26 protein-coding genes are annotated in these 26,572 nt (G+C 41.7%); 8 read left to right on the top strand and 18 right to left on the bottom strand.

The genetic code is table 11. The features are described from left to right. Positions 1-48 precede the first annotated feature (48 nt). The 7 genes from EYW48_RS12055 to EYW48_RS12025 form a co-directional block, all read right to left on the bottom strand. The gene (locus EYW48_RS12055; RefSeq protein ID WP_053311494.1) at positions 49-1,080 is read right to left on the bottom strand and encodes a glycosyltransferase family 4 protein; all 1,032 of its coding nucleotides are present in this window, start codon (positions 1,078-1,080) and stop codon (positions 49-51) included. Then, complete coding sequence (locus EYW48_RS12050) at positions 1,058-2,530, bottom strand: sigma-54 dependent transcriptional regulator (protein WP_053311495.1); 1,473 nt, start codon at positions 2,528-2,530, stop codon at positions 1,058-1,060. The genes EYW48_RS12055 and EYW48_RS12050 overlap by 23 nt, the downstream gene beginning before the upstream one ends. 108 nt (positions 2,531-2,638) lie before the next feature. After that, on the bottom strand, positions 2,639-3,046 hold the full coding sequence (locus tag EYW48_RS12045; protein WP_171980507.1) for an Hpt domain-containing protein: 408 nt from the start codon (positions 3,044-3,046) through the stop codon (positions 2,639-2,641). Between the two features lie 93 nt (positions 3,047-3,139). After that, positions 3,140-3,835, bottom strand: coding sequence for a chromosome partitioning protein ParA (locus EYW48_RS12040; RefSeq protein WP_053311496.1), 696 nt, complete (start codon positions 3,833-3,835; stop codon positions 3,140-3,142). Continuing rightward, positions 3,835-5,928, bottom strand: coding sequence for an SLBB domain-containing protein (locus EYW48_RS12035; protein WP_053311497.1), 2,094 nt, complete (start codon positions 5,926-5,928; stop codon positions 3,835-3,837). The genes EYW48_RS12040 and EYW48_RS12035 overlap by 1 nt, the downstream gene beginning before the upstream one ends. Further along, complete coding sequence (locus EYW48_RS12030; protein ID WP_053311498.1) at positions 5,921-6,754, bottom strand: OmpA family protein; 834 nt, start codon at positions 6,752-6,754, stop codon at positions 5,921-5,923. Before EYW48_RS12030 ends, EYW48_RS12035 begins: the two co-directional genes overlap by 8 nt. A gap of 50 nt (positions 6,755-6,804) precedes the next feature. Next, entirely contained in the window at positions 6,805-7,125 is a 321-nt protein-coding gene (locus EYW48_RS12025) for an STAS domain-containing protein (RefSeq protein ID WP_053311499.1), read from the bottom strand. Between the two features lie 303 nt (positions 7,126-7,428). On the opposite strand from EYW48_RS12025, the gene EYW48_RS12020 reads away from it, so the two are divergent. Further along, positions 7,429-8,277 carry a DNA ligase gene (locus EYW48_RS12020; protein ID WP_171980511.1) on the top strand — a complete coding sequence of 283 codons (849 nt, stop codon included), beginning with the start codon at positions 7,429-7,431 and terminating at the stop codon, positions 8,275-8,277. Positions 8,278-8,314: 37 nt separating this feature from the next. Here EYW48_RS12020 and EYW48_RS12015 read toward each other — a convergent pair whose 3' ends face one another. Further along, entirely contained in the window at positions 8,315-9,685 is a 1,371-nt protein-coding gene (locus tag EYW48_RS12015) for an MATE family efflux transporter (protein WP_171980512.1), read from the bottom strand. A gap of 118 nt (positions 9,686-9,803) precedes the next feature. Between EYW48_RS12015 and EYW48_RS12010 the strand changes: the two genes are divergently transcribed. Further along, positions 9,804-10,415, top strand: coding sequence for a riboflavin synthase subunit alpha (locus EYW48_RS12010; RefSeq protein WP_171980513.1), 612 nt, complete (start codon positions 9,804-9,806; stop codon positions 10,413-10,415). Positions 10,416-10,457: 42 nt separating this feature from the next. Here EYW48_RS12010 and EYW48_RS12005 read toward each other — a convergent pair whose 3' ends face one another. Together EYW48_RS12005 and EYW48_RS12000 are read right to left on the bottom strand one after the other, a co-directional pair. Continuing rightward, positions 10,458-10,661: a CPXCG motif-containing cysteine-rich protein gene (locus EYW48_RS12005; protein WP_053311503.1), complete on the bottom strand. Its 204-nt coding sequence runs from the start codon at positions 10,659-10,661 to the stop codon at positions 10,458-10,460. Between the two features lie 156 nt (positions 10,662-10,817). After that, positions 10,818-11,684: a fructosamine kinase family protein gene (locus EYW48_RS12000; RefSeq protein ID WP_277432475.1), complete on the bottom strand. Its 867-nt coding sequence runs from the start codon at positions 11,682-11,684 to the stop codon at positions 10,818-10,820. Positions 11,685-12,075: 391 nt separating this feature from the next. Here EYW48_RS12000 and EYW48_RS11995 point away from each other — a divergent pair, with 391 nt between their 5' ends. Beyond that, a complete protein-coding gene (locus EYW48_RS11995; RefSeq protein WP_171980514.1) occupies positions 12,076-12,417 on the top strand; it encodes a DUF3802 family protein in 342 nt (113 codons plus the stop codon). Here EYW48_RS11995 and EYW48_RS11990 read toward each other — a convergent pair. Beyond that, entirely contained in the window at positions 12,414-12,926 is a 513-nt protein-coding gene (locus tag EYW48_RS11990; RefSeq protein WP_171980515.1) for an NlpC/P60 family protein, read from the bottom strand. The two genes, EYW48_RS11995 and EYW48_RS11990, sit on opposite strands and share 4 nt — an antisense overlap. A gap of 101 nt (positions 12,927-13,027) precedes the next feature. On the opposite strand from EYW48_RS11990, the gene EYW48_RS11985 reads away from it, so the two are divergent. After that, the gene (locus EYW48_RS11985; protein WP_277432469.1) at positions 13,028-15,061 is read left to right on the top strand and encodes a methyl-accepting chemotaxis protein; all 2,034 of its coding nucleotides are present in this window, start codon (positions 13,028-13,030) and stop codon (positions 15,059-15,061) included. On the opposite strand, the gene EYW48_RS11980 is transcribed toward EYW48_RS11985, so the two are convergent. Further along, positions 15,062-15,853, bottom strand: coding sequence for a sterol desaturase family protein (locus EYW48_RS11980; RefSeq protein ID WP_171980517.1), 792 nt, complete (start codon positions 15,851-15,853; stop codon positions 15,062-15,064). 77 nt (positions 15,854-15,930) lie between these two features. On the opposite strand from EYW48_RS11980, the gene EYW48_RS11975 reads away from it, so the two are divergent. Continuing rightward, on the top strand, positions 15,931-16,668 hold the full coding sequence (locus EYW48_RS11975; protein ID WP_277432468.1) for a tRNA-uridine aminocarboxypropyltransferase: 738 nt from the start codon (positions 15,931-15,933) through the stop codon (positions 16,666-16,668). Positions 16,669-16,821: 153 nt separating this feature from the next. After that, a complete protein-coding gene (gene nagK / locus EYW48_RS11970) occupies positions 16,822-17,730 on the top strand; it encodes an N-acetylglucosamine kinase (protein WP_053311510.1) in 909 nt (302 codons plus the stop codon). An 86-nt stretch (positions 17,731-17,816) separates the two neighbouring features. Here nagK and EYW48_RS11965 read toward each other — a convergent pair whose 3' ends face one another. The 6 genes from EYW48_RS11965 to EYW48_RS11940 form a co-directional block, all read right to left on the bottom strand. Then, positions 17,817-18,086 carry a DUF2960 domain-containing protein gene (locus EYW48_RS11965; RefSeq protein WP_053311511.1) on the bottom strand — a complete coding sequence of 90 codons (270 nt, stop codon included), beginning with the start codon at positions 18,084-18,086 and terminating at the stop codon, positions 17,817-17,819. A gap of 130 nt (positions 18,087-18,216) precedes the next feature. After that, positions 18,217-19,992 carry a bifunctional molybdopterin-guanine dinucleotide biosynthesis adaptor protein MobB/molybdopterin molybdotransferase MoeA gene (locus tag EYW48_RS11960; RefSeq protein ID WP_274675904.1) on the bottom strand — a complete coding sequence of 592 codons (1,776 nt, stop codon included), beginning with the start codon at positions 19,990-19,992 and terminating at the stop codon, positions 18,217-18,219. Further along, the gene (gene mobA, locus EYW48_RS11955; RefSeq protein WP_053311513.1) at positions 19,989-20,576 is read right to left on the bottom strand and encodes a molybdenum cofactor guanylyltransferase MobA; all 588 of its coding nucleotides are present in this window, start codon (positions 20,574-20,576) and stop codon (positions 19,989-19,991) included. The genes EYW48_RS11960 and mobA overlap by 4 nt, the downstream gene beginning before the upstream one ends. After that, complete coding sequence (locus EYW48_RS11950) at positions 20,554-21,270, bottom strand: energy-coupling factor ABC transporter ATP-binding protein (protein ID WP_053311514.1); 717 nt, start codon at positions 21,268-21,270, stop codon at positions 20,554-20,556. Before EYW48_RS11950 ends, mobA begins: the two co-directional genes overlap by 23 nt. An 8-nt stretch (positions 21,271-21,278) precedes the next feature. After that, the gene (locus EYW48_RS11945) at positions 21,279-21,977 is read right to left on the bottom strand and encodes an ABC transporter permease (protein WP_053311515.1); all 699 of its coding nucleotides are present in this window, start codon (positions 21,975-21,977) and stop codon (positions 21,279-21,281) included. 8 nt (positions 21,978-21,985) lie between these two features. Beyond that, the gene (locus EYW48_RS11940; protein WP_277432467.1) at positions 21,986-22,801 is read right to left on the bottom strand and encodes a substrate-binding domain-containing protein; all 816 of its coding nucleotides are present in this window, start codon (positions 22,799-22,801) and stop codon (positions 21,986-21,988) included. Positions 22,802-23,045: 244 nt separating this feature from the next. Between EYW48_RS11940 and EYW48_RS11935 the strand changes: the two genes are divergently transcribed. Next, entirely contained in the window at positions 23,046-24,539 is a 1,494-nt protein-coding gene (locus tag EYW48_RS11935; protein ID WP_277432466.1) for a sigma-54 dependent transcriptional regulator, read from the top strand. Then, the gene (locus tag EYW48_RS11930) at positions 24,529-26,559 is read left to right on the top strand and encodes a cache domain-containing protein (protein ID WP_277432465.1); all 2,031 of its coding nucleotides are present in this window, start codon (positions 24,529-24,531) and stop codon (positions 26,557-26,559) included. The genes EYW48_RS11935 and EYW48_RS11930 overlap by 11 nt, the downstream gene beginning before the upstream one ends. Positions 26,560-26,572 lie beyond the last annotated feature (13 nt).

Below are 26,572 nucleotides of genomic sequence, written 5' to 3'. Positions count from 1 at the left end.
AATGTCAGGATAGCTAGGGGATGGCATTTTCTTAAAATGAGAGTCAGTTTAAGTAAAATAAAAGCCAAGGATTGTTGGAATCATTACATCACTAGAATAGTGCTCTTGAATAGTTTGTTTGGCGTGTTGGCTCAAGGACTCTTTTTGTTGTGAGCTCATTGTCGACCAACGCTCGATAATATCAGAAAGCTGAGAATAGTGATCAACGATAAATCCATTGTTTCCATGGATAACTAATTTGGGGAGGTCACCAACATCAACGGTCGCGATGGGAATACCACGCGCCATAGCTTCTAATGCCGCCATAGGCAGTCCCTCATAGCGTGAGCAAATCACCAGCAAACCAACTTTTGGCCAAACAATATTCATCTCAATTTGATGACCATGTAATTTAAGATTGTGTGATTTTTTTGCCTTGAGTGTTTTTTCCATTGGTCCAGAGCCGTAACAATGAAATGAAAGGTTAGGGCTAGCTTGTGCTAGGCGAAGAAAATGATCGGGCGCCTTTTCATGACTTAAGCGCCCAATAAAGGCAATTTGTTTTCCTAGTGAAAGATGAAGATCACCCACATTAAGAAAATTATTCAATACTAACGCCGGATATGGGATTTTTCGAGCCACTTTTTCACTGACGGCAAAGCGGTGTTTAGATAGAAAACTCGTGTAGCGATCAAGTGTATCGTAAAACCAAACGCGCCCTTTTGGCGTTTCACCGGCATGAAAGGTGCTAATTTGTCTCACGTTACAACCCGGTACACATACCAATAATTTGCTGAAAATACTGGCTTTATAACCATGAGAGTGAATTACGCTGGGCTTTTCATCTTTTACCGCTTGTATCAGAGCATAGAACGGATTGTTTGTTGAGTAACGATCGGAAAGATAAAAGAAAGGGATCTGATATTTCGCCAGTTGTAGAGCAAGTTGGTTACTTTGCTCATACCTCTGGATAAATATAACTTCCACATTTACGTCATGAGACAGAAGACCACGAGCCAATTCAAGCACGTAGGTTTCAATCCCACCAAACACTAAGCTATCGAGCAGCAACCAAACCTTATTGGCTATGAGTTTGTTCATCTTCCATTTCCCATGCCTGTTTTTTCCGGTAAACAGTCGAAGGGCTCAGCTCTAGTAACACTGCGGCATTAAGCACATTACCATCACAAAAATCGATCGCTTGCTGTATGGTTTCTCGTTCTATTTGCCACATGGGGCGAATCACCATTTGATGAGGAGAAGATAGGTTTTCCGATAAAGGAATTGCTTCGTGATGACCAACCGCGCTCACTTCCGACAGAGGTGTGGCTGACATTGTTGAAGAAGCTGTATCACTAACCAATTCGATTTTGACAGTTCGTTGTTGATGCATTTGAGCTGGTAGGTGCGCAACGGAAACTTTACTCTCATCATTTAGCACCACGATATTACGGATAATATTTTGTAGCTGACGTACATTGCCAGGCCACGTATAACGTTTGAATACCGCCTCCACATCACGGCTGATACCTGTGAATTTCTTCTTATCTTGTTTGGCATATTGCAGTAAAAAATGATTTGCTAGCGTTACAATATCATTTCCACGTTCACGCAATGGTGGCATTTCAATCGGTACCACATGAACACGATAATAAAGGTCTTCGCGGAAACGCCCTTCTTCAACTTCTTTTAGAGGGTCTCGGTTTGTGGCACAAATGATTCGCAAATCAACTTTGTGTTCCTTGGAAGAACCTAAAGGAGTAAAGGTTCCTGTCTGCAAAAACCGCAATAGCTTCTTTTGCATCTCCAATTCCATTTCACACAATTCATCGAGAAATAGTGTTCCGCCATCAGCCAATGATGCTGCCCCTTTACGGTCTGTTGTTGCGCCAGTGAATGCGCCTTTAACATGACCAAAAATCTCACTTTCCATTAAATCACGTGGAATCGCACCACAGTTAATGGCGATGAAGGGTTTATCTCTGCGTTGGCTTTCTTTGTGAATGGCTTCAGCACACACCTCTTTACCCGTCCCACTCTCACCATTGATAAAGACACTCGCAGTTGTTGGAGCGACGGAATCAATAATTTTGTATACTGCTTGCATTGGCAGGCAAGCACCAATAAAACCATGGAAACGAGTTCTATCGAATTTATTGTTAATATCTTCAACTAGATGCTCTAGCTTGGCTCGCTTTAGATGTAGATTAACCGAAGTTTTGAGTCGATCTGCTTTGATCGGTTTTTCCAGAAAGTCTTCTGCGCCTTTATTCATTAAGGTGACTGCGATATCGACAGAACCATGCGCGGTGGCCACAATAACGGCGGTTGGTATTTGATTGTCAGAAATCCAATCCAGTACCTGCTCTCCAGACATGTCGGGTAGCTTTAAGTCTAAAATGACTAATTGTGGTACGTTACGTTCGATAAATGCGATGGCTTCTAGCCCCGTTTCTACATGAAACAGGTCATAGGGCTCATCTTTGACATACTGTTTATAAAGTACGGCAAGGGAGGTGGAATCTTCAACGAGTAATACTTTGGGTCTCATTTTCACGTCCTTGTTCTATAGCTTGATATTCACCTGTATCCATATTTTCTAGCATAAGGTTAAGATTGTGTGAAATGCTGTTCGCCAATTATTTGAAGTTGAGGCATTTCAGAATCCGAGAGCTTTACGTTGAATTAGCGCGCGTATAGAACCATGCGCTAGCTTTTCTAATTCAGGAATAAGGCTAAATGCAATATCAGCCTCTCCTATGAGGCAATGTTTTTCTATCTTGCGAGCTAATTCAGACAGGCGGCGATTACCCAGAGCAAGAGAAGTACTACCCAAAGTATGTGATTCAAACTCTAGCGCTGGTAGGTTTTGTTCTATCGTTGCGAGTTGAATTTTAGAGAGACGTAATTCGCACTCTTTGAGGTAATGCTCAATAAGAAAAGGGATGACTTCTACACCAGTATCTTTAATCATCTGTTGTAAAATAGACTCATCAACCCATTGTTCCATCTCATATTTTGTCATTAACTTCTCACCTAGCACTATTCCAAACTTATTATTTATCATAGCCTTTGTTTCCTTTATCGTGGCTTATAAGTCAGCTTTTTCTGTAAGCTGAGAGAAGGCGCAAGTTTTACGCCAAGGATTAAAAGCGTGTTGTTAAGCAGAAACAGAAAGGAAACTATTTTTTAGTAACCAGTGATTGATTCGTTCGCGCCAAGATTGAGGAATAAAAGGAATGCGGTCTAATTCTCTGACCAACTCTTGACTCAACGGCGGTTGGTTTTTTATATTGAGAACCGAGCCCAAAAAGTCGATTTTCTCCGACTGTAATAAATTCATTGCGGTACTGATTTGGCCGGAAGTAGTGGCACCGCCCATTACCACTAGAATGGTTTTATCACACGCACTGGCAACGCTTTGGGCGGGAATATTCCCTTTATTAACCTGCAGTAATGGTGAGGTATCAACAATGACGCGGTCAAATTTGCTCATCCAACCGGCTACCGCCTTTGCCATGGTATTTGGATCTTTATAGGCCAGTTGGGTTGCACGTTCATTGGGAATGGCAAGCCCAGTAAATAACTGATGGGTCTCTTTATTTTCTATCCAATACTCTTGTTGTTGATTACTATTAATGGTCAATTCCAAGTTGCGAAAGGCGGGGTTAAATAGGTTTAAATCCACTAATAATGTTTGATGGCCTGCAAGTAAATAACGTTCGGCGAGTGCACTTGCTACCGAAGTTACACCCTCACCAGTTTGACAGGCGGTAATACACAGTGAGTGGCAGTCTGCTAACTCTGCCGCCATATAGATTTGCTCAATTTCAGCATGGGTTGCAGGAATACACATTATAAAGCTCCTATCAGTACGATGGTGGTAGTTAGACGCAAAATATCCTCTAAACCGACACGTGCTTTTTCCATGAAACTCTCACTGCGATCAGGAATGTAAATGGTATCACCAGCACGCAGTACGGGAAGTTGATAGATATTCGCGGTTTTACTAAATTCGACTAAGTTGAATGAACGCGCCTGCCCTTGACAACATGACATATTAACCACAGTAATTTTCTCAAGATAAGCGGAGTCACTCGGACCACCAGCTTCAGCCAAAATATCGAGAATAGTCATTGTGTCGTTAAATACATATCGGCCGGGCTTATTCACAGAACCAAGTACACGTACCGTTGATTCTTTAGAGCGATCGAGCCAGTTACGGTTTTTCTCTGGAATATAAATGGTGTCACCGGGTTTAACTTTAGGCAGCAGATTTTCATCACCAGTTTCAAAATAAAGCGATAAATTCAACTTGCTGACCTGTGCATAGGTTTTATCGCGATGAGTAATGCGAATGTTATGGATATCTGCGTCTTTTGTCGGGCCATCAGCCGCAGAAAGAATATCTAGGAAGTGCATTTCCGTGGTGAAACGATAGCGCCCCGGGGCGTTGATTTGGCCGAATAGATAAATAGAAGCCTCCGAACTTTGGCGTACCCATTGTGATTTATTATCCGATGGATCTTGAGGAAGATCGTGAATTCGAATGATTGAGCCAGCACGAATCAAAGGCAATTCCGACGTCGGGGCTCCTTTTTGAATATAAGCATCAAGGTTAAAAACATGCAGACGATTATCCGCTGTTACTACTTCTATTCTGGTGGTATCTGCGCGTAATGTTGGGCCACCAACATGTGCGAGTAGATCCATTAAATCCATTTCGTCAGACCATTCAACACGCCCAGGTCGAATAACTTCACCAATTACACTGACAGCACGGTCTGGTGCTACTTTCAGCCATGATTTTTCATTCATGTCTGTTTTTTCGGGAACGAAAATAGCGTCACCGGATGCGATGCTAGGAGGATTTTCACCCGTTAGTCCTTCGGTGTATGCGGTTAGATCAAAGCGGATCACCTGTCCGTTAGCTTTAATGATGCGAATTTGACGAGATTCTGCAAAGCGCGTTGGCCCGCCGGCGTTAGCCAAAATATCCATGAAGGTTGCACCTTTCTTACCTTCAAAAGCACCAGGGCGAGCCACTTCGCCCATCACATAAACCATATTTGCACCAGATTTAATCTCCTCTTCTTGTTTAGGTACAAAAATAGTCGTTCCTGGTGAAAGGGTTGGTAGTAAGCCACTGTCTCCAGTATCAAGATATCGCTTAAGATTAAAAATCTGCGGATTGTTATTGGTGATAATTCGAATTTGTTCCACGCCAGCATAACGAGTAACACCACCAGATCGCATTAAAATATCAACCAAGTCTGAGCTGTTTTGATAAGTGAATGAGCCGGGGGCATTCACTTCACCAAAGACTTTAATTGCATTACGACTATCCGCACTGTCACCCGAATTAGCCAATTTTGCAGCATCAAATTCTTGCTCGATATTACCCACAAGTGGTGAGGCTGGAACAAATAAGGTATCAAGAGACTGAAGTTTCGGTAGGGTATTGTCGTTACCGGAATCTAAAAAGGCCTTGTAATTAAATTCGGATTTTTCACCACCACGTTTAAGCTGCATTTTATCGAGCTGTGCGCCGGATCTCAGACCGCCAGCAGCGTGAAGCGCCGTCTGAATATCAGCATTGCTGGGCAAAGTATACTCACCAGGGGAAGAAACATAACCTTGCACCGAGATTAATACCTGTTGCTCTGCAATGAATATTTTCGCATTAGATAAATCACGAAATACGGTACTTAATGCTTCGGTCACGCTTTTACTTAATTGTCCTTCATCGTAACCCACAACAAAAATAGGCCCAATTTCAGGTAGAGTGATACGACCACGTTTGTCCACTTGGAAACCACGATTTAACTCTTCTTCACCAGGAAGATTGACTTGAATAAGATCGCCGACTTGAACCATCGTTTCTTTCGCTAGTGACGGCTGAATGAATATGGCTAAAATGATTAGAATGAGAAGATTGAGCTTATTCATAAAGTCCCCCTAGTGACGGAGTCACTGAGTGCTCTTCGGTTGAGATGATTTCAATGCTAACGCGACGATTTGTTAATTGAACAGCTGGTGAGTCGCCTTGGTATAAGGGTAAACTATCGCCTAAAGATTGTGTTGAAACGCGTTTGGCTTCTAAACCAAAAATGGTTAAGTAGCGTTTTACTTGCTCTGCTCGGCCTTTGGCTAGTTTGTTGTTGTGTTCTTCACTTCCTGTTGAATCAGCATGGCCTGTCACCACAACGGAGAGCATTGGATACTCATTTAATAAGTGGGTAGCTTGCGCTAAATGGCCCATAAATTTGGGGTTGATTTCTATAGAATTAAAGGCGAATTGGTTATCGACATTGAGTAGATTAAACAACTTATCAACAATCGCTAATTGTTGGTTTAATTGATTTTGATCACTCGGTGGAGCACAACGAGTTTGCGAAGTGACATAATCTAACTGCTGTTCTAACCGATTCAGACGGTTGCGTTGAATCACTAAATCGTTGGCTGCATCAAGTAATAGCCCGCCCTCTAGTTCACGCGCAATACGGTTTTGTTTTTCTAAGGCTTGTACTACTGCGGCAGGAAAACACCATTTAGCCCCTTCACGAATTAGCGCGTCTAGATGCAACTTGGCAAGCTGCCAATCAAATCGCAAACCGTGTTCAGGGCCAAGTGGTTCGTCTGGCATCACGGGAGAAAACCCTGCGGAGGCGTAAGACTCCGCCAGACCGCCAGTCCCTTGTTGTGGATAGCTAGTACAACCTAAGGTTAAAGTTGTGGCTATCAACAAAGCTATGTATCGATAATATAAGCGCATGCCAACGTCTCCAGTTAGTGATTATTATTATGTTTAATATAGCTATAGTATTAATGAGAACGAGAGTTAACGGGAATAGCATGACCAATACGAAGTAAGTTCATAATCTCTAATGGCTGCCCACGTACGTTTTCAATTCGCATGTTGCGCTCGCGTTCCACAAGACGTTTGTAGAGATAAACTAACGCTCCAACACCTGATGAATCGAGAAACTGAACGTTGCTAAAATCAATTTCGATCTCTTGATATGTATCTTGGGAAATCACTTCATCGATATGAGATTGCACATGACGGCAGCCATCGGCATCTAAATTGCCTTCAATATGTAGAGTAAGTTGGATGTTATTTGTTTCAATTTTACGTAGTTCCATGACGGTATCTCCTCAGTAGTTGTAATCTAATAGAGCAGATAATGTGCCATAAATTATTTCCTTATAATTCAATGCAATATGGATGGCTTATTGATGATTCTCAAAATGAGAAATCATTTTTTTTCATTTTGATAGGGGGGAATAGAAACTAGAAATAGATCTCTGTCAGTATAATTTGTAATAAATAATCCTCTTTACCGCTAATGTCTATGAGACTTCTCGCACTATTTTCGTTTTGCTCTTTCTCTCCTATATGCTGACCGACATTATTTAGCCACTATTCATTAACCGGATCACATCGAGATGTTATTCCGTCTTTCTTGCCTATCCATCGCCATGTTCAGCGCTCAACATGCTATTGCTACTGATGGTTCTTTGGCTTTTATTCAGGTCACTGCTGCTAATAATTATCAGCATGGCATTAATATTGATGAGTATTGGAAAAGCGAAAAGCTTGATGGTATTCGCGCCATTTGGAATGGGCATAACTTACAGACTCGAAGTGGCAAGCGAATTTATGCACCGACATGGTTTACCGATCCTTTACCAAATTACGCGATAGAAGGTGAGTTATGGGCTGGCCGAGGGCATTTTTATCACGTGCAACAAACCGTATTAGACACCATACCGAATGATGAAGCTTGGATGAGGATTAATTTAATGTTGTTTGATATGCCAGAAGCGACAGGGGACTATCAAAAACGCTATTTCAATATTGTTGATTTAGTGTCAAAAACCAATAGCAAGCACGTCAAATATATTGAGCATACACCAATAGCATCAGAAGCCGAATTACTTGGATATTTGAATAACGTAAATGACGAAAAAGGTGAGGGAGTGATGCTGCGCAAAATCAATGCTCGTTATCAGGCCGGTCGCAGCAATGACATGCTTAAACTCAAAAAGCATCAAGACTCCGAAGCCATGGTCATTGGTTACAAATTAGGACAAGGAAAATACGAAGGACTAATGGGTTCAGTATTGGTAAAGTTAGACAACGGGGTTGAATTTTATATTGGCAGTGGCTTTTCTGATGAGGTCAGGAAAAATCCACCGAAGATAGGTTCCACAATCACGTTTCGCTTTAATGGGCTAACGGCAGAAGGAAAGCCTCGGTTTGCTCGTTATCTCAGAGAAAGGCCAACGATCTAATACTAAAAAGCCAGACATCAAGTCTGGCTTTAATCGTTTATTTGGAGGCGAAATCCAATTGGATATGGTCTTCTTGTTTATGCATCCAATGTAAACGAATACCAAGCATTAACGCGGCTGAAGACAAGCCGACAATAAACCCAATCCAAAAGCCGCTTGCACCCATCGGCTCAACAACCATGTCTGTCATTGCTAGCACATAACCTGTCGGCAAACCAATTATCCAGTAGGCGATAAAAGTTCTATTAAAGATAGCCGTCATATCTTTATAGCCACGCAATGCTCCGGCAGCGACAACTTGAATTGCATCAGTACATTGATAAATCGCCGCGAACAGTAGCAATTGCATAGCCATCGCAACCACCGCACTATTCTCTGTATAAAGTAGGGCAACTTGCTCACGGAAAATAACAGTTAATGTAGCAGTAATTACGGCGGTAGACAGCCCAACCAACAAACCCACACGTGAAGCAATGGTTGCTCCTTCAATATCTTTCTCTCCTAATTTATGTCCAACGCGAATACTCACTGCTGCACCAATACTCATTGGTAGCATAAAAATCAATGAGGAGAAATTGAGTGCAACTTGGTGGGCGGCCACCACTAATGACCCTAATGGTGCAACCAAAAGGGCAACAACAGCGAACAGTGTCACTTCAAAGAAAATTGCCGCTGCAACCGGGAAACCAAGTTGAAACAGTCGGATTTGTGCTTTCCATTGCGGCTTATGAAATTCTCCAAAAATATTAATGTGTGCGATTCGTTTGGAGGTCATAACATAAAGCAGTAGCATGAAAAACATTATCCAATAGACAATCGCAGTGGCAACTCCACAGCCGACACCGCCCATTTCTGGAATCCCAAACTTACCGTATACAAAAATCCAGTTCAAAGGGATATTAACCAACAAACCGATAAAGCCGATAACCATCGCAGGTTTGGTTAGCGACATTCCATCAGTAAAACTGCGTAATGTTTGAAATAAAAGATAAGAAGGAACCGCGAACATCACCGCATACATGTAACCATTGGTTTTTTCCGCCATTAACGGTTCAACGTCCATCAATTTAAGAATCCATTGGGTTTGAAACAACACTCCAATGATCGGAATAGAAACAAAAAGTGCTAGCGCTGCACCTTGCTGAATTTCGAAAGGTATTTTCTTTTGGCGACCGGAGCCATTTAATTGTGCTACGACAGGAACTAATGCCATTAGTAGCCCAACACCAAATAAAATTGAAGGTAGCCAAATACTGGCTGCAATTGATACTGCGGCCATATCAATTGCGCTGACGCCGCCAGCCATCACCGTATCAACAAAGCCCATTCCTGTTTGAGCGATAGAGGCGACAAGTACAGGTGATGCTAATTTTATTAGGTTTGAAGCTTCTAGTTTGTAACGATGCACAGAATTCTCCAGAGAAAGGATGAGTAAAAATGGTGCAAAAATAAGTGACAAGTCGCACTGGGAAGGATGATAAAGAAATGTCACACTAAGCTCCATGAAAAACTGCCGGAATGACAAAATGTTTACAGGTATCGTGCAAGGAATGGCAAAAATCGCTGCCATCGAGAAAAAAGAGTCGTTTCAAACCCATGTTATTGAGCTAAAAACACCACTTAATCAAGATTTAGCGGTAGGGGCGTCAGTTGCTCACAATGGATGTTGCTTAACCGTCACTAAAGTCGAGGGAGAGCAAGTATGGTTCGATTTAATGCAAGCGACGCTTGCGTTAACCAACTTGGGAGAGCTAAAGGTTGGCTCTCATGTCAATATTGAACGAGCTGCCAAATTTGGTGATGAAATCGGTGGCCATAATATGTCAGGGCATATTGCTTTAATGGCGGAAATCTCAGAGGTGATTGATACACCGAATAACCGCACCATCTGGTTCTCATTACCTCAAGCATCTATGAAATACGTGCTAGCTAAAGGTTACATCGGTCTAGATGGATGCTCTCTTACTATCGGTGAAGTGAAAGACAATCAATTTAGCGTACATTTAATTCCAGAAACTCTGCAGCGCACACTGTTTGGTATGAGAAAAGTCGGTGACAAAATCAATGTTGAATTTGATCCTCAAACACAAGCAATAGTCGACACCGTTGAACGCGTGTTGGCGAGCCAAAATCGATAATTAAAAATCAGATAGAGCGCCCATTTAGGCGCTCTATCTGAATCAAAAAATCTGTTCGTCATCTGCGTCGATAAATAATTCTATGGTATCTAAACGTTCATCAACCATCATGTTGAGATGAATGGCATGACAACATGCTGGACAATCATCGTAGAAATTTTGACTGCCATTAGAAGCATCTAACGTAATTCGAATTGAGTGACCACAATGCGGGCACGTAACTTGTCTTTCAGTGTAATTCTGCATATCTCTGTCCTTACATCATGTTGAGATATCCTAATACTAGGCTGCGAAGTTACTTAAAGCGGCAAATTAAGTGTAAAGTTTGAGTTCATCCATAAAACAGCCCCGTAGTCATTTATACCAATTCTTTAACGATGTTTACCTATATAATTTTCATATTTAATAAGAGAGTATTTCCTTGATGAGGCTTTCCGCTTCAGCAAGATAATGTCCCCCAAACTGATTGTAGTGATTAAGAATATGATAAAGATTGTAAATCGCTTTACGTTCTTCGTAATCTAAACTCAGTGGTAGAATACTTTCATAGCCTTGGTAAAACTCTGGCTGAAACCCTTCGAATAGCTGAGTCATCGCAATATCACATTCTCTATCTCCCCAGTAACAAGCGGGGTCATAACAAGTCGGCCCAGTGACAGAGTTAGCAACATTGCCGTGCCAAAGATCCCCATGAAGTAGAGAAGGGCGAGGGTTATGATTAGCTAACCGTGTTTGGATTACATCTAAAAATTCGCTGATATTAACCAGTTCAATTCCTTTTTCACGTAGCAGCTGTAACTGCCAACCTATGCGCTGCTCGGCAAAAAAACGATGCCATTTTTTATGCCATTGATTCGGTTGTAGCGTAGTACCAATATAATTATCACTATCAAAGCCATACTCTTTTTGCTCACCCCATTGGTGTAATTTTGCAAGCTGTACACCAAACTGGTAACTATTATTGGCATCATCAAGAGGCTTAGTTGGCAGATAATTTAAGACAATAAAAGCATGGTTTTTACTGGTTCCGATCATTACCAGTTCAGGCAACGATACCGTTGAAGTTTCACGGAGTGTACGAAGATTTTCACCTTCTATCTCAAACTTGGGTAAAAAATTGCGGGTATTCGTTTTCACGAAGTAACGCTGTTCACCATCGCTAATCATATAGCAGTCGTTAATGTCACCACCACTGATTTTGGTTTTTTCAACTAGGTCGAATTGAAACATTAGCGTGTCGGATAATTGCTGGGTGAGCCTTTGCCACATAATGACCTCTGCTTTATTCACTTAATAATTCGTAGTTTAGGCTATGCTTACAAATATTTCAGACCTCCATGGCACAAATTTCATCTCTTTAGGCATCAAGATACATAAATGCTCATAAATGTGATTTAGTGCAAGAATATTGTTGATTTTGTGACGGAACATTAAGGCTCAAGAGCAATAAACACTAAAAAACATGCCCTAAAGGACTACATTTCTCATTTTTATCGACGATATTTAAGTTTGAGATATTGTTGATACTAGATTCTTATCAATAAATTGATGAAAAATCGCACCATTAAACTATCAAATCTGTGAAAAAGAGCTGACATGGCTTAGTATTGTTTAAGGTACAGTGATTACTGGCAATTAAGCGGTAAAGCGGAGAATTAAAGTGGTTGTAGAAACCGATGGCTATTTGGCTCTGATTGAGCACCTCTCTTTTAATATGGATGTATTTACATCTGGTGGGGATATTGGCTCAGAGAGTGTAGAAGATGTGGTAACCGATATGGTTGCCAGTAACATCATGGCTATTTTTGAACAAAACCCAGACCTGCATTCAAGTGTTCGTTTTCAGCTATTAAAAGAAGCGGATTCAGTCGTTGAAGATCTGGGTGAAGTGTTGGCCGGCGTTTGGAATAAACCTGCAACTAACGAACAGATTATTTTCTTGGATGAATATATCGCATTGGTGAAAAACCTGTTTGATTCTGCTGTAGCGAAGTACGATTAATTGACGTTAGGCGGACTCATTATCCGCCTAAACTGCCAAAATTTAGATGCCCAATATGGGTTATCAATCCTCGATATCATTACGCCTTTGGATGTCGAAGCATGCATAAATTTCTTATTACCTAAGTAAATCCCAACATGGTTAGTGGTTCTTGATGTTTTAAAAAATACCAAGTCTCCTCGTTGTGCGCTGTTGTATTTAACCTGACGTCCCGTTTGGCTTTGTGAATGAGTCGTTCTTGGTAATGGGATTTGCCACACATCTCTAAACGCAATTTGAACGAATGCAGAACAATCAACCCCCGTTTTTGAATTTCCCCCAAGTTGATAAGGCACTCCTTGCCAACTTTGAAATACCAAACCGAGCTCATCTTCGGAATTATTGATGATCGACTTAACTTCTTGCACCGTCACAGTAGTAGCGTTTGTTTGAGGTGACGTTGGCACATTGCTACAGCCTGCAAGAATAAATACCAGCAACAAGTCACATAATGATCTGCATCTAAGCATTTGTCATCTTACTGAAATTCAAGTGAAACATTTCTGAAATACTCCCTTCATACCATGGTTTGAGTCTTATTTGCCTACTTAATTATTTAGTCGTATTTATTATGAATTCTTTGCCAAACAAACAGCTTCGCTCGCTTTCACTCATGCAAACCATCAGTGCTATTTTTATTGCTATCATCCTGCTTGTTATATTATTGGCAGTGTTGAGTTTAAAAAGTATGGAAAAGGTAGGCCTGCAATTTTCTAACTTAGCTGAACAAACTTTACCTTTAGCATTAAACAATGCAAGCCTGACACAAAATATCTTAGAACAAGTGCAATACCTTGGTGACGGTATTCGTACTGAAAATCAACTCGAATTAAAATCAGTCAACACTCAACTAAACCAACTGAGCTTGAAAACACAAGTACTTATCGAACAACTTTTCTCGATATCCTCTCATTTTGGTACCACGATTACACCGCAACAAAAAGAGCAACTGCAAACTAAAAATATCAACTTTCAAACACTGATTAAGTCAATTCTGGCAGCACAAGCTGACCAGCTTGAACAGCAACAATCGATTGAGGCTGCGGCTCGCGTATTTCGATATGGGCTGAGCTCTATCGGCCCTGAAATGAACCGTATTAGTTCGTTTTTATCGATGGACAACCCAGAATCTATGGATGCCGCAAACCGATTTATTGCGAGTGCCAGCTCAATGGAAAGCACATTTTTATTGATGATGATGCAACGAGATCCTCAACTTGCCTACGAGCAATATAAAGAGATTAGAAACCGAATGGCAGGCATCGACTTGGCATTTGATGATTTTAAAGAGTGGCATCCAGATGTGATGGAATATACAAGTTTAACAGCACCATACGACATGGTTAAAGCGGGTTTCACGGATAGCGGAATCTTGCAGAAAATCCTAAAAAAGGTCGAACAAGGGAAGTTACAGCGTTTAGAAATGAACCAAGCCGCCCAGATAGCAAAAGAGACAATAGTGCAGTTGAATGCCATTTCAAATGCGGCAAGTGGGTTAATAAAGCAAAGCGAAAGTGTGGTTCATGATGCGATGTATCGAGTTGAGAGAGTCCAATATATTGGTGGTATAGTGCTAACTGTTTTGGTACTACTATCCTGGTTAGGATTACGTCATTGGTTGAAAAAAGGACTGGATAACTTAATGGTAAGGTTATCGTTATTAACACAGCACGATTTCTCTCAACCAACAATGTTGATCGGCCCTAATGAGTGTAAAGAAGTCGCTGTAAAATTAAACCAAGTGATCGCGTCGACAAACGAATCAATATCAACCGTTACCCGCAACTGCGAAATCCTATACCAAAATGCCGAAACCAGTCACGATGCTGCTGATAAATCAAATATTAATATGGTGTTGCAAAATGACTCGCTAGTGAACATGGTTACCACTGTGACGGAGCTAGAGTCTGCTATTCGTAATATTGCTATGGTGACTAATGAATCGTATGAAGAATCAGTGTCAGCGAGCAAATATTCATCACAAGGTGTTGATGTTATTGAACAAAATAGAGGCCGTTTAGAGTCACTTGAAAATACCTTACACCTAAATGAAGTCGCGATGCTTGAACTGGACAGTCGAGTGAAGCAAATACGTGAAATGGTGGATATGATCAGCGGTATTGCGGATAGCACGAATTTGTTAGCCCTCAATGCCGCAATAGAAGCGGCAAGGGCAGGAGAACAAGGACGAGGCTTTGCTGTCGTGGCTGATGAAGTACGAAAATTAGCAAGCGATACATCACAACAGACCACCAATATCCGTAGCATGATGAATGAACTCACAGCAGCAGCAGAACGCTCTCGCCAAGCAGTCTATGAGTCTCGTCAAGAAATGACCAATGCGTTGCACTCTAGCGATGAGGTGAAGACAACCTTCGAACAGATCGAGAAAGCCGTTGAGCATATTCGCGACAGAGTTGAACAAATTAGTGTTGCCACTGAAGAGCAAGAACGAGCGACAGCAGATGTTAGTCGCTCCATCACTCAGGTTTCAGCGCAAGGTGGACAGACCAAATTGCAGTTAGAGGCAATGGTTGAAAGCTCAAAACAGGTCGCTGCAATCGCAGGTGATCAACAAGCCATGCTGCATAAATATCGCTTTTAGTTATTTTTCCCGAAATGGTTGGGTCAGCATTTTATCCAACCATTGCTCACGCGTTTGTCTGAACTGCGGAATACCAATCTTTACCTCATCATGCCCTAATTCCGGTTGAGCTCGGTAAGTATCAAACAGGCGATCCCACCATGACAAGAAAAAACCAAAATTGGAATGCGTTTCCCGAGCAATCACTGAATGATGAACGCGATGCATATCTGGAGTGACAATAAACCATCGTAGCTGATGGTCTAATTTCAAATTCAATTTCGCATTGCTATGGTTAAACATCGCGCTGGCATTCAATAATATTTCGAATATCAATACAGCCAACGGATCGATACCCAAGATCAGCACGCTCGCTATTTTTATCCATAAAGATAAAACAATTTCGATGGGGTGGAAGCGAGTTCCTGTCGTCACGTCAATGTCTTGATCTGCATGGTGCATACGGTGCAAGCGCCACAAACAAGGAACAAAGTGGAAAAAAACATGCTGCGCATAAATAACAAAATCAAGCACAATGACGGCAACGATGATCTCAATGCTGGTAGGCAAGGTTAACCAATTAAACAAACCTATATGTTGCATCTCTGCCCAACTTGCCGCTTCAAAAGCGAGGATCGGCATCAGCAACGAGAGACACAGGCTATTTAACCCAATCAGCCCTAAGTTATTCAGCCAACGATTGATCTTATTCTGAGTCAAAACCTTGCGCGGCATTAGCCATTCCCAGCACGCACACAAGACAAATACAGCAATAAAAAAGCTTAAGCGGATCAATTCAGGGTTATGATTCATGGTTCTCTTTCTGTGCTAGGAATCTGGCTTTACTGTAAGTACAATCGCAACTACTTTCCAGTTTAAACATTGGTTTTATGAGAATTCACGCTTTTAATCACCTCTATCAACACCGTATCGCTTTATCGACCAAACCATTTCAAGCACGTGGAGCAAAAGTGGAACGTTGCCCATATTGTCAGATTGCCACTGAACATTGCTTATGCCCGTACCAACCCGATATTGAAAGCAATACCGCTGTTCTTTTATTGGTGTCTGAAAATGAGGTGTTTAAACCTAGTAATACTGGACGTTTAATCGCAGATGTAGTGAAAGAGACTTACGTTTATCAGTGGAATCGCACAGAACCAGACGCTCAAATGCTCGCACTCTTACAAGATCCTAGTTATCAGCCTATTGTGATATTTCCAGAAGAGTATGTCGAAAATAGAGAACGAATGTTACTTAAACTACCTAAAGTCGGCGACAAGCGTAAGCCATTGCTTATTTTCCTTGATGGTAGCTGGCGCGAAGCAAGGCGTATGTTCCGTAAATCGCCTTATCTCGATACCTTGCCCGTAATGTCTATTTCTCCACAAACCGTATCGCAATATATGATGAGAAAATCAGAAAATGATCAACACTTATCAACTGCAGAAGTGGCCTCTTTGGTGTTAAGTGGAGTGGGGGAAGAGCAGGCGTCAACAATGCTTACGCAATGGTTTGAAGTGTTTAGAGAAAGCTATTTATTAAGCAAAACTCGTTTAAAACGTGATTTTAGTAAACCGATGTTGAAACATTTCATCGAGCAGACTAAAAGCGAGAGATCACTCTAAAGTTGATCGTTTAAGTGCTGCGATATTATCCAAACAGACTCGTGAACCAGATAAATTCGCACTATGTCACGGAACGTAGGCGTAGCTCTGTGGATAATGCCAAAAGATTTATTTTATCGCTCATCGATTCGAGTGAATTTTAGGAGAGATTACATGTACTACGGCTTTGATGTCGGCGGCACTAAAATTGAATTTGGTGCATTTAATGAGAATTTAGAACGTGTTGCAACAGAACGTGTACCAACCCCAACGGATGATTACAATATGTTGGTCGACACCATTGCAGGGCTAGTGAATAAGTATGATGCTCAGTTTGGTGTTGAAGGTAAAATTGGTTTAGGTCTTCCGGGTATGGAAGATGCCGATGATGCAACCGTTCTGACTGTAAATGTACCGGCCGCAAAAGGTAAGCCACTTCGTGCTGATCTCGAAGCAAAAATTGGCCGTAGCGTCAAAATTGAAAATGATGCGAACTGTTTTGCACTTTCAGAAGCTTGGGATGAAGAACTCAAAGATGAACCTTCCGTGATGGGGCTTATCCTCGGTACTGGTTTTGGTGGTGGTTTGGTTTATCAAGGCCAAGTTTTTTCTGGCCGTAACCATGTAGCTGGCGAGTTTGGTCATATGCGTCTTCCTTTAGATGCATGGCTCCACCTTGGTGACAATGCACCAATGCTGGGTTGTGGCTGTGGAAAAAAAGGTTGTTTGGACAGTTATTTATCAGGTCGTGGTTTCGAACTTCTTTATGAGCACTACTACGGTGAGCAAAAGAAAGCGATCGACATCATTAACGCCAATGCACAAGGTGAAAGCAAAGCGACTGAGCATGTTGAGCGTTTCATGGAATTGCTCGCTATCTGTTTTGCAAATCTATTCACTGCCAACGACCCTCACGTAGTTGCCTTAGGTGGCGGTTTATCAAATTTCGATCTTATCTATCAAGAAATGCCGAAACGTGTGCCGAAACACCTACTTTCCGTTGCGAAATGCCCAAAAATCATCAAAGCAAAACATGGTGATTCTGGTGGTGTACGTGGCGCTGCATTTTTGAATATCAAATAGTCAATATCAACGATAAAGGGCTTGCATGACGCAGGCCCTTTGTTTTGATAAGTACTGTTAGTTTTTACAACGATTGGCTGTATTGGTTATTTTGAACCTTTCTTACCAACGCCTACATTTTCTTTTTGTTGTAATGTCAGTTTGCTAAACCCAAGCTTTCTAAAATGGTTGTCACGGTAGTTACGCACTGCTTTCGTATCTGAAATAGCTTCTAATTGCTGTTCCATTTTCAAAAACTCAGTAATATCTATTCCTTCAGCTTCAGCGACAGCCTCATGAATATTGTGGTGTTTTTCATAAGAAAACGTCAGCGTCTTATCTTCATTTTTATAGGTGTACAAAATGGTACGAGCCATGGTTATCTCTCTAAAATCAGCATTCCCTGTAGGGAAAAAGAAATAAGGCCGATATTTGTGCATCAGCCTTTTGAAATTGTGTCTTATCGGGTACTAAAACCGTCACGGTAGTAGCCCATGAGTAATGGGGCTAGATTCTGCCTTGAAGCGGGATAATTGTCACGCTTTCGCCGACTTTTACAGTATCAATAGCAGGAGAAACTTCAATTAAACAGTTCGCCTCACTCATTGAGCGTAGAATGCCTGAACCTTGTTTACCTGTCGTTTTCACTTCCAGCTGCCCACGTTCATTGAACAAATAAATACCTCGACTAAACTCTGTGCGGCCCTGCCGTGATCGAATAGGTTCAGCAGCAATGGCGTTGACTTTCAAGGGCTGCCAATTGATTTCACCCTGCATCTTGCGAATCGCAGGTTCAACGAAATTGATGAATGAAACCATTGCAGCGACGGGGTTACCCGGTAAACCAAAAAATGGTTTTTGGCTTATATGCCCAAACGCTAATGGCCGACCAGGGCGCATATTGATACGCCAAAAATCAATCGAACCTACTTTTTCTAATGCTGATTTAATAAAATCAGCATCGCCAACCGATACACCACCAGAAGTAAGAATCAAATCCGCATGTAAAGCTGCTTCATTTAATGCATCGATCATTAACGTTTCATTATCTTCAATAATGCCAAGATCAATGACCTCACAACCAAGCTGCTTGAGTAGGCCGATCAACGTGAAACGATTAGAATCATAAATTGTGTTTACAGCCTGAATAGTTCCTGGAGCTTGAACTTCATCACCGGTAGAGAATAATGCCACTTTAAGCTTGCGATAAACCGAGCAAGTGTCAAACCCTAGAGATGCTATCATACCCATCTCTGGTGATGTGATACGTTGTCCGCAGGTAAAGACGTTTTGACCTTGCGCCAAATCTTCACCAGCTTGACGCACATTTTGTCCTTGTTTAATTTGCGTACCAGAAAAGGTGACAATGTCACCATTGAGTTGAGCTTGCTCTCGCATTACTACGATATCTGCATGCAGGGGCGTTGGGGCTCCAGTCATGATTTTTACCGCTTGTCCTTTTTCCAACGGCAGTTCATAGGCATGCCCAGCCATCACTTCAGCAACAACCTGATAACGGTCTTTTTGTAAATCATCACCACGTATCGCATAGCCATCCATTGCTGAATTAGTGTATTGCGGGACATTAATTGGGGAGGAAATAGTCGTGCTTAGTACACGGTTGTATGTTGATGAAATCGCAACTTGCTCTTTATCATTTAGAACATTGACTAATGACAAGATTTTTTCTTGCCCTTGAGTAACAGACAAAAATGCAGGAGAAAGCACATCACAACAAGCGGCTTCCGTTTTCACTCTTGTACGATTAAAACGCTGGATATAGTTGATGACAAAGTGTGCGATAGCATCGAGATCATTAATGTCCATCTGTGGCAGTGAACTCGTGACCGTTTCATCGGCAGCAATCGCGATAATGTTATCATCATTTGGGTAAAGCCATGGCTTGCCGACTTCAGCACGGTGTAATTCAATCTTTGGAAACGCAATGTTTTTGCATCCCTCAACCAAAATGACATCTAATTGATTGCAATCAAAACGAGAGAGCAAGTATTCAAACTCAGCTTCAGCGCCTACAGTTTCGGTCATCATTACATGTCGATAGCGAGAAGCCACCAACATCTGTGATGCACCAGCCTTACGCAAGCGGTAACTGTCTTTACCCGGCTTATCAACATCAAAATTGTGGTGAGCATGTTTTAATACGCCAAGCTTTAACCCTGACTTGGTAAGCTTTGGAAGTAGTGCTTCAAGCAAAGTGGTTTTACCGGTGCCAGAGTAGGCCGCAAAGCCAAGCAGAGGAATTGAAAATTTCTCAGTAGTCATGATTGAAGCGTTCCAAATTGAGCTAATTCTTGAGGGGTGTTTAAGTTCAAAAAACAGTTGGGTGAATCACTGAAATCTACATAATGTGTGTTGCATTCGTTATACAGCAGAATGATTTTGCGATCTCCGCGCTGTAAAAAAGCACTGAGTTTTGGTAATACGCGTTTATGAAAAAGAGTAAAAACTGGCTGTTGGTACTCACCGTCGTGCGCAACTAATATATCGCTAGTTTCTTGAACTGCGTTACAAAACCGAGCCACAAGATCATCGTTAATTAATGGGCTATCACAAGGAACAAAACCAACCCAATCACTTTTGGCATGGCTTAAACCGGCATGAATGCCACCCAAAGGGCCTGGGTAATCAGCGAAAGTATCGGAGATCACCGGCGCGAAGTCGCGGTATCGTTCTTGGTTACGATTAGCATTGATAATAATGGTATTGGTCTGTGGGGTTAGTTTATCAATAACATGTTTAACTAAGGGTTTATTATTGAGTTCAATTAACCCCTTGTCTTGCCCGCCCATACGGCTAGCTTGTCCACCCGCTAAAATAACCCAACTAGTTTGAGTGGGAAGTAACATACACGCTCTCTTGAGTATCTTCTTTAATAAGATGCAGTAATGGGGATTCAATAAGGGTTGTTTCTTTGATCCACCACTGCTTATGACAAAGGTTGGTAAGTGCATTAGTTTGATGGCTAGTGATCACCAAACTTGCCCCTCTTTTAAGTAAATCCTTGGCCATTATAACCAATCTTTCAATAGATTCTTGATCCAATGAAGCACTTGGCTCATCCATCAATAGAATCGAAGGTTTTAAAATCCAAGCTCTTGCCATTGCAACACGCTGTTTTTCACCGCCAGAGAGCACGGAGATATGCTCATCTGCTAACGTTTCTAACCCAACCATACGTAAGGCGGTGATGACTTCAGCACGTTTGTGTTTAGCTGATATTGGCTGGTAACGAATGCCATAAACAACATTTTGAAAAACAGTGCCATCAAATAGGTAAGGGGATTGATGAAGGTAAATGACATCCTTCTGAGCCTGCCTAAAGCCAAAATATTGATACCAACGTGATGACGGATTATTTAAATAGCCGGTAGTCGGTTTGAGAAGACCCGATAAAATTTTCAGTAGTGTTGTTTTACCTACACCGTTATCGCCTTTTAAATAAATGGCATCGTTTGGGCCTATTGATAACGTAGGGATATGAAAAAGAACACGATCTTTAAAACGCATTGAGAGTTGTTGTGCTGTGATATTAACCGTCATAGCTTTCCTTACGTTCTCATGTAACCTTTACCACGCATACTCGATAGCATGAAATTTAGAATTAAGGCTAATGAGAGTAACACCATTCCTAATGCAACACCTTGCGCAAATGCACCTTTATTACTTTCTAACGCGATAGCGGTGGGGATGTTGCGCGTAAGCCCCATGATGTTGCCACCGACCATCATCGAACAGCCAACTTCAGTCACAATTCGTGAAAAGCCAGCGATGGTTGCAGCAAGTAGTGGAAAACGGGTTTCCCAGATCACCGTTGCGGCAATGCGCGGCAACGATGCCCCGAGAGTCATTGCTGTTTCAACGACGCGACGATCACTGGCTTGTAAAGCACCATGCATCATCGACACCAATATGGGAAAACAAACCAGCATTTGTCCTAAAATCATCGCTTTTTGGGTAAATAGCATCTGCCAATCACCTAATGGTCCAGAACGTGAAAGCAACATGTAAAGCAGCAAACCAATCACGACTGTAGGTATCGCTTGTAGAGTATTAATAAGCGAAAGCAGTACCCATTTCCCAATAAAATCACAGTAAGCCAGAGTAAAAGAGAGCAAAACTGCAGGCAATAAAACTAATGAAATTGAAGTGAGAGAAACACTAAAGGAGACCGCAACGATCTCCCACAGCTGAGTATCAAAGCTCGCCAATAAAGCAAGTGCATCTAACGTTGTTTGCCAAAGGCTCATTGCGTTTGTTACTCGTTTGCATTAGCAACAAAGAGTTGCTGACCATTTAATTTAAACGCATTGATCAACGCTTGACCTTTTGGGTTAACCAACCAATCACTGAACGCTTTAGCACCTTGATAATTGGTACTTGGGTAACGTTCGGGGTTAATAAGAATAACTTGATAGGGGTTAAACAGGTTTTTATCCCCTTGGAATAAAATCTTTAAGTCTAATTTATTGGTGTAGGCGAGCCATGTGCCACGGTCGCTTAATGTATAAGCTTGCATTTCCGAAGCCATATTCAACGTAGGTCCCATACCTTGCCCAACGGAGCGATAACCACTGAAATTAGGCTCAATGTTGGCCTGTGCCCAAATACCCAGTTCTTTTTTATGTGTTCCAGAATCATCACCACGTGAAATAAACGTAACCCCCGTGTTGGCGATTTTTTTAAACACTTCCGTCAACGCTTTCTGTTGTGTAATCTGCGCTGGATCTGATTTAGGGCCAACAACCACAAAATCGTTGTACATCAGTTTGCGCGGCAACACACCATAGCCCTTTTCAACAAAAGTTGCTTCTGCATTCGGTGCATGTGTCATGACTAAATCTACATCACCATTTTCACCCATCTTCAATGCTTTCCCCGTCCCGGTCGCAATCACGTCGACTTTATAACCAGACTCTTTTTCAAATTGAGGCAGTAAATAATCAAGCAGTCCTGAGTGATAAGTGCTGGTTGTAGTAGCCAGTCGGATTCGAGAATTATCTTCGACACTTGATGCTGAATAGCTGATTAAAACCAAAGATGCGGTTGCGATAGTAAAAGCCGTTTTTTTCATTTGTTATATCCATTGATAAAGAGGGTAAAGCTAATAACTGAACATTACGTATCAATGCTACATAGCAAACAAGGTGCCAGAAATTATAAAGGTTTTACGGATAATTTTGTCTCATATCAGTAAATTAAGTGACAATCCTCAGAAACTTGGACAAAATGTCCCATCTTACACCCACTCAACGTGTGGTTAGTTGGTACACTCTGTCCCATCATTAAAATCTTGCACAACATCAAAAGAGAAGCTTATGACCCACTGCATCGACACTCATTCAGCATTGCAATACCAAGCATTTTCTGTCCTTGTGGTTGATGATGAAGTTGGAATGCAAGCCGTACTCAAAAAAGCACTTGGCAAATGGTTTTCAAAAGTTGATTGCACAGGAAGTATTGAAGAGGCAGAGGAGCTTCGTTGTGCTAATCACTATGATTTGATTGTGTTGGATATTAATTTGCCAGGACGTTCTGGTATTGAATGGAAAGAAGCATTTGAAGACCCAGATAAACGCGCTGACGTTATTTTTATGACTGGCTACGCCGATTTAGAAACCGCAATCAGTGCCTTAAAATTAGGGGCCTCAGATTTTATCCTAAAACCGTTTAATTTGAGTCAAATGCTACAAGCTGTGCAACGTTGCATGGATAAGCGTTTAAATGAACGCATGCAGTACGCACTGCAACACAATTTCAAGCATCACTGTAACTCCGAAATTATTGGTGGTTCATACAAAACTCAGCAACTTAAACAACTAATTGTGCAATTTGCGCCATCACGAGCATCCGTTTTGATTGAAGGAGAATCGGGGACCGGCAAAGAATTGGTGGCTCGTGGCGTTCATCAAGCCAGTGGTCGTCAAGGTCCATTTGTGGCCGTAAATTGTGGTGCAATTGCTCCAGAGTTGTTAGAAAGTGAGTTGTTTGGCCATACTTCTGGAGCCTTTACTGGCGCTAAAAAAAACCGAGAAGGATTGTTTCGTGTCGCTAATGGTGGGACGCTGTTTCTTGATGAAATAGGCGAGATGCCACTTACCATGCAATCCTCACTTTTGAGGGTATTAGAGCAGCGATCCATTCGCCCCGTCGGTTCTGAAAAAGAGATTCATATTGATGTCCGAGTCGTTGCTGCAACCAACCGAAATTTACAAAAAGAAGTCGCAAGTGGCAACTTCCGCAGCGATCTTTACTATCGCCTCAATGTATTAAAAATTGAAGTTAGTCCACTGAGGGAGCGCAAAGCGGATCTCAAAGAATTGGTTCCATTTTTCACTCGTATGCTTACATCAGAGCTTGGTGTTCAAGACCCTAAATGGGCTCATGAAGATACGTCAGCAATTCAAGACTATGACTGGCCAGGTAATATTCGCGAACTGAAAAACCTCATTGAACGTTGTATCTTACTCGGAAAACCACCTGCCCATTACTGGCGAGATATGCATGGAATAACGGAGTCGCAAGCCTTATCTAAAATAGAAGAATTCAGTGAGGCGGAACAATCCATAGTGACATTACCACCAGTGACTGCCCAATCCACTTTGGACACAAGTTCACATCAAGAACATACCTATCAAGGTTACCCGTGTGATTGGACATTAAAAGAGGTAGAAAAAGCGCACATTCAACAATTAGTGCAACGCTACGAAGGGAATAAGTCCGCTGCTGCTCGTGATTTGGGTGTCGCAAGAAAAACCTTGGAACGTAAGTTTAAAGAATGGGAAAGTGAGGAAAATGCCGATGCCAATTAATATTCATTGGTTGAAAAAATGGCGTTTTCGTTTTAAAACCATGGTGCGTTATCGGTTATTGATTTTATCGTCAGCGCCCATTTTTTTTACGTTATTTGCTCTGATCACTATCAGTATTTATTGGTCGATTCACTATACATGGCAAAGTGCACTGGTTGATGTCTCTGAACGTTTAGGTGTGGCTGAAAACAGTATTGGGCTATTACAGCAAAAACAAGCCAATTACGTTAAAGCATTTTCTGAGTCCTATGATTTCCGCATCCGAGTGAAAGATCCTAAACAATATCAACGGCTAAATCAGTGGGTCAGCGAACAAAAAAAACGTTATTCTCTCGACTTTTTGCGTTACGAAAGTGTCGATACTCTTGAGAAAAAATTCCGCTACCTTGATCTGACCAAGCAAGAATCCTTTTTTGATGTATTAACAGAACAAGAGCTAAAACAACTAGATAGTGACCTCGCAAAACGGGCTCAAACTCCAATTCTCAATGACCAACAAATAGAAACTCGTGGGTTGGTCAGTCGCACCGTAATACCGATTAAAAATCAACACAATGACATTATCGGATTTTTAGATGGTGGCTTATTGCTAAATAACAGCACGGTATTAGTCGATCAAATCCGCGATCTGATTTATCCAAGCAAGCTCGATAGTTTAAGGCCTTTGGGCACCCTGACTGTTTTCTTAGATGACTTACGTGTAAGTACCAATGTTCCGTTAGATAGTGATCAACACGCGGGCAGGGCGATTGGCACTCGCGTTTCTTCGGATGTGAAGCAAAGGGTTTTGGGAGAAGGCCAAGAGTGGGTTGGCCGTGCGTATGTTTATGACGCTTGGTATATCACTGCCTATCAACCGATCAAAGATCAGTATGATAATGTTATTGGTATGCTTTACACCGGTTATTTAATGTGGCCGTTTGTGAAAACCTACTTGACTAACATCGTTGAAATTGGTGTTACAACGGTTCTGCTGCTGATTCTATCAACGTGGTTTGTTTACAAAGGCTCACGAGATTTATTCCGACCAATAGAGCAGATCCATAAAGTAGTTAAGCTGGTACGTTTGGGTAAAAACCAACGTATTGGAGAGCTTGGGTTTGATGACCAACATGAGCTCACACAGTTAGCTAAGCAATTCGACAACATGCTTGATCTTCTGCAACAGCAAAATGAAGAAATACGCCAAGCTGCGTTTGAATTGGAAGAGAAGGTTAATGAGCGAACATTGAGCTTGCGTGAAAAAACCGAGCAATTGGAACACCACATTAAATTGCTTAATCAAACACGAGATAAACTCATCATCAACGAAAAACTTGCTTCACTAGGTGAGTTAACTGCTGGAATCGCACATGAGATCAATAACCCAACCGCTGTAATTCTCGGCAATACCGAACTGATAAAATTTGAACTTGGTGACGACACACAGCGTGTCGAAGAAGAGCTCGATGCGATCATGCTGCAAATAGATCGGATACGAAACATTACTCGTAGTCTACTGCAATACAGTCGGCAAGGCGGCATTCAAGATCAGGTGACGTGGCAACACATCAACCCGATTATTGAAGAAAGTATTACGCTAGTTAAAACCGGAACCAATAAGCGTGATATTGAGTTTAATGTTGATTTAAAAGCACATTCATCGGTTGAAGTGAATCGGCATCAACTTCTGCAAATTTTAGTCAACCTGATGATGAATGGTATCCATGCAATGAATGGCTGCGGCTGTTTAACGATTAACAGTGAAGACTGGTACAAAAATGAAGAAAGTATCGGTGCTATCATCCACATTCAAGACCAAGGTTGTGGCATTAAACCTGAAAATATCAAACGAATTTTTGACCCTTTTTATACCACCAAGCGTGATGGTACTGGCTTAGGACTTTCCGTATCTCAAAGCCTTCTTAGCCAAACGGGAGGGCATATTGAAGTCCGTTCAGTATTGGGAGCTGGTAGTGTATTTAGTGTCTACTTACCACGGAAGATGGAAAGCGATTTATTTGTTACTCAAGTCAGTTGAAAAAACGCCTCTG

The organism is Vibrio sp. 1180_3 (assembly GCF_029478545.1).
Lineage (GTDB): Bacteria > Pseudomonadota > Gammaproteobacteria > Enterobacterales > Vibrionaceae > Vibrio > Vibrio aestuarianus.
This window is presented reverse-complemented; position numbering and strand designations above follow the sequence as displayed.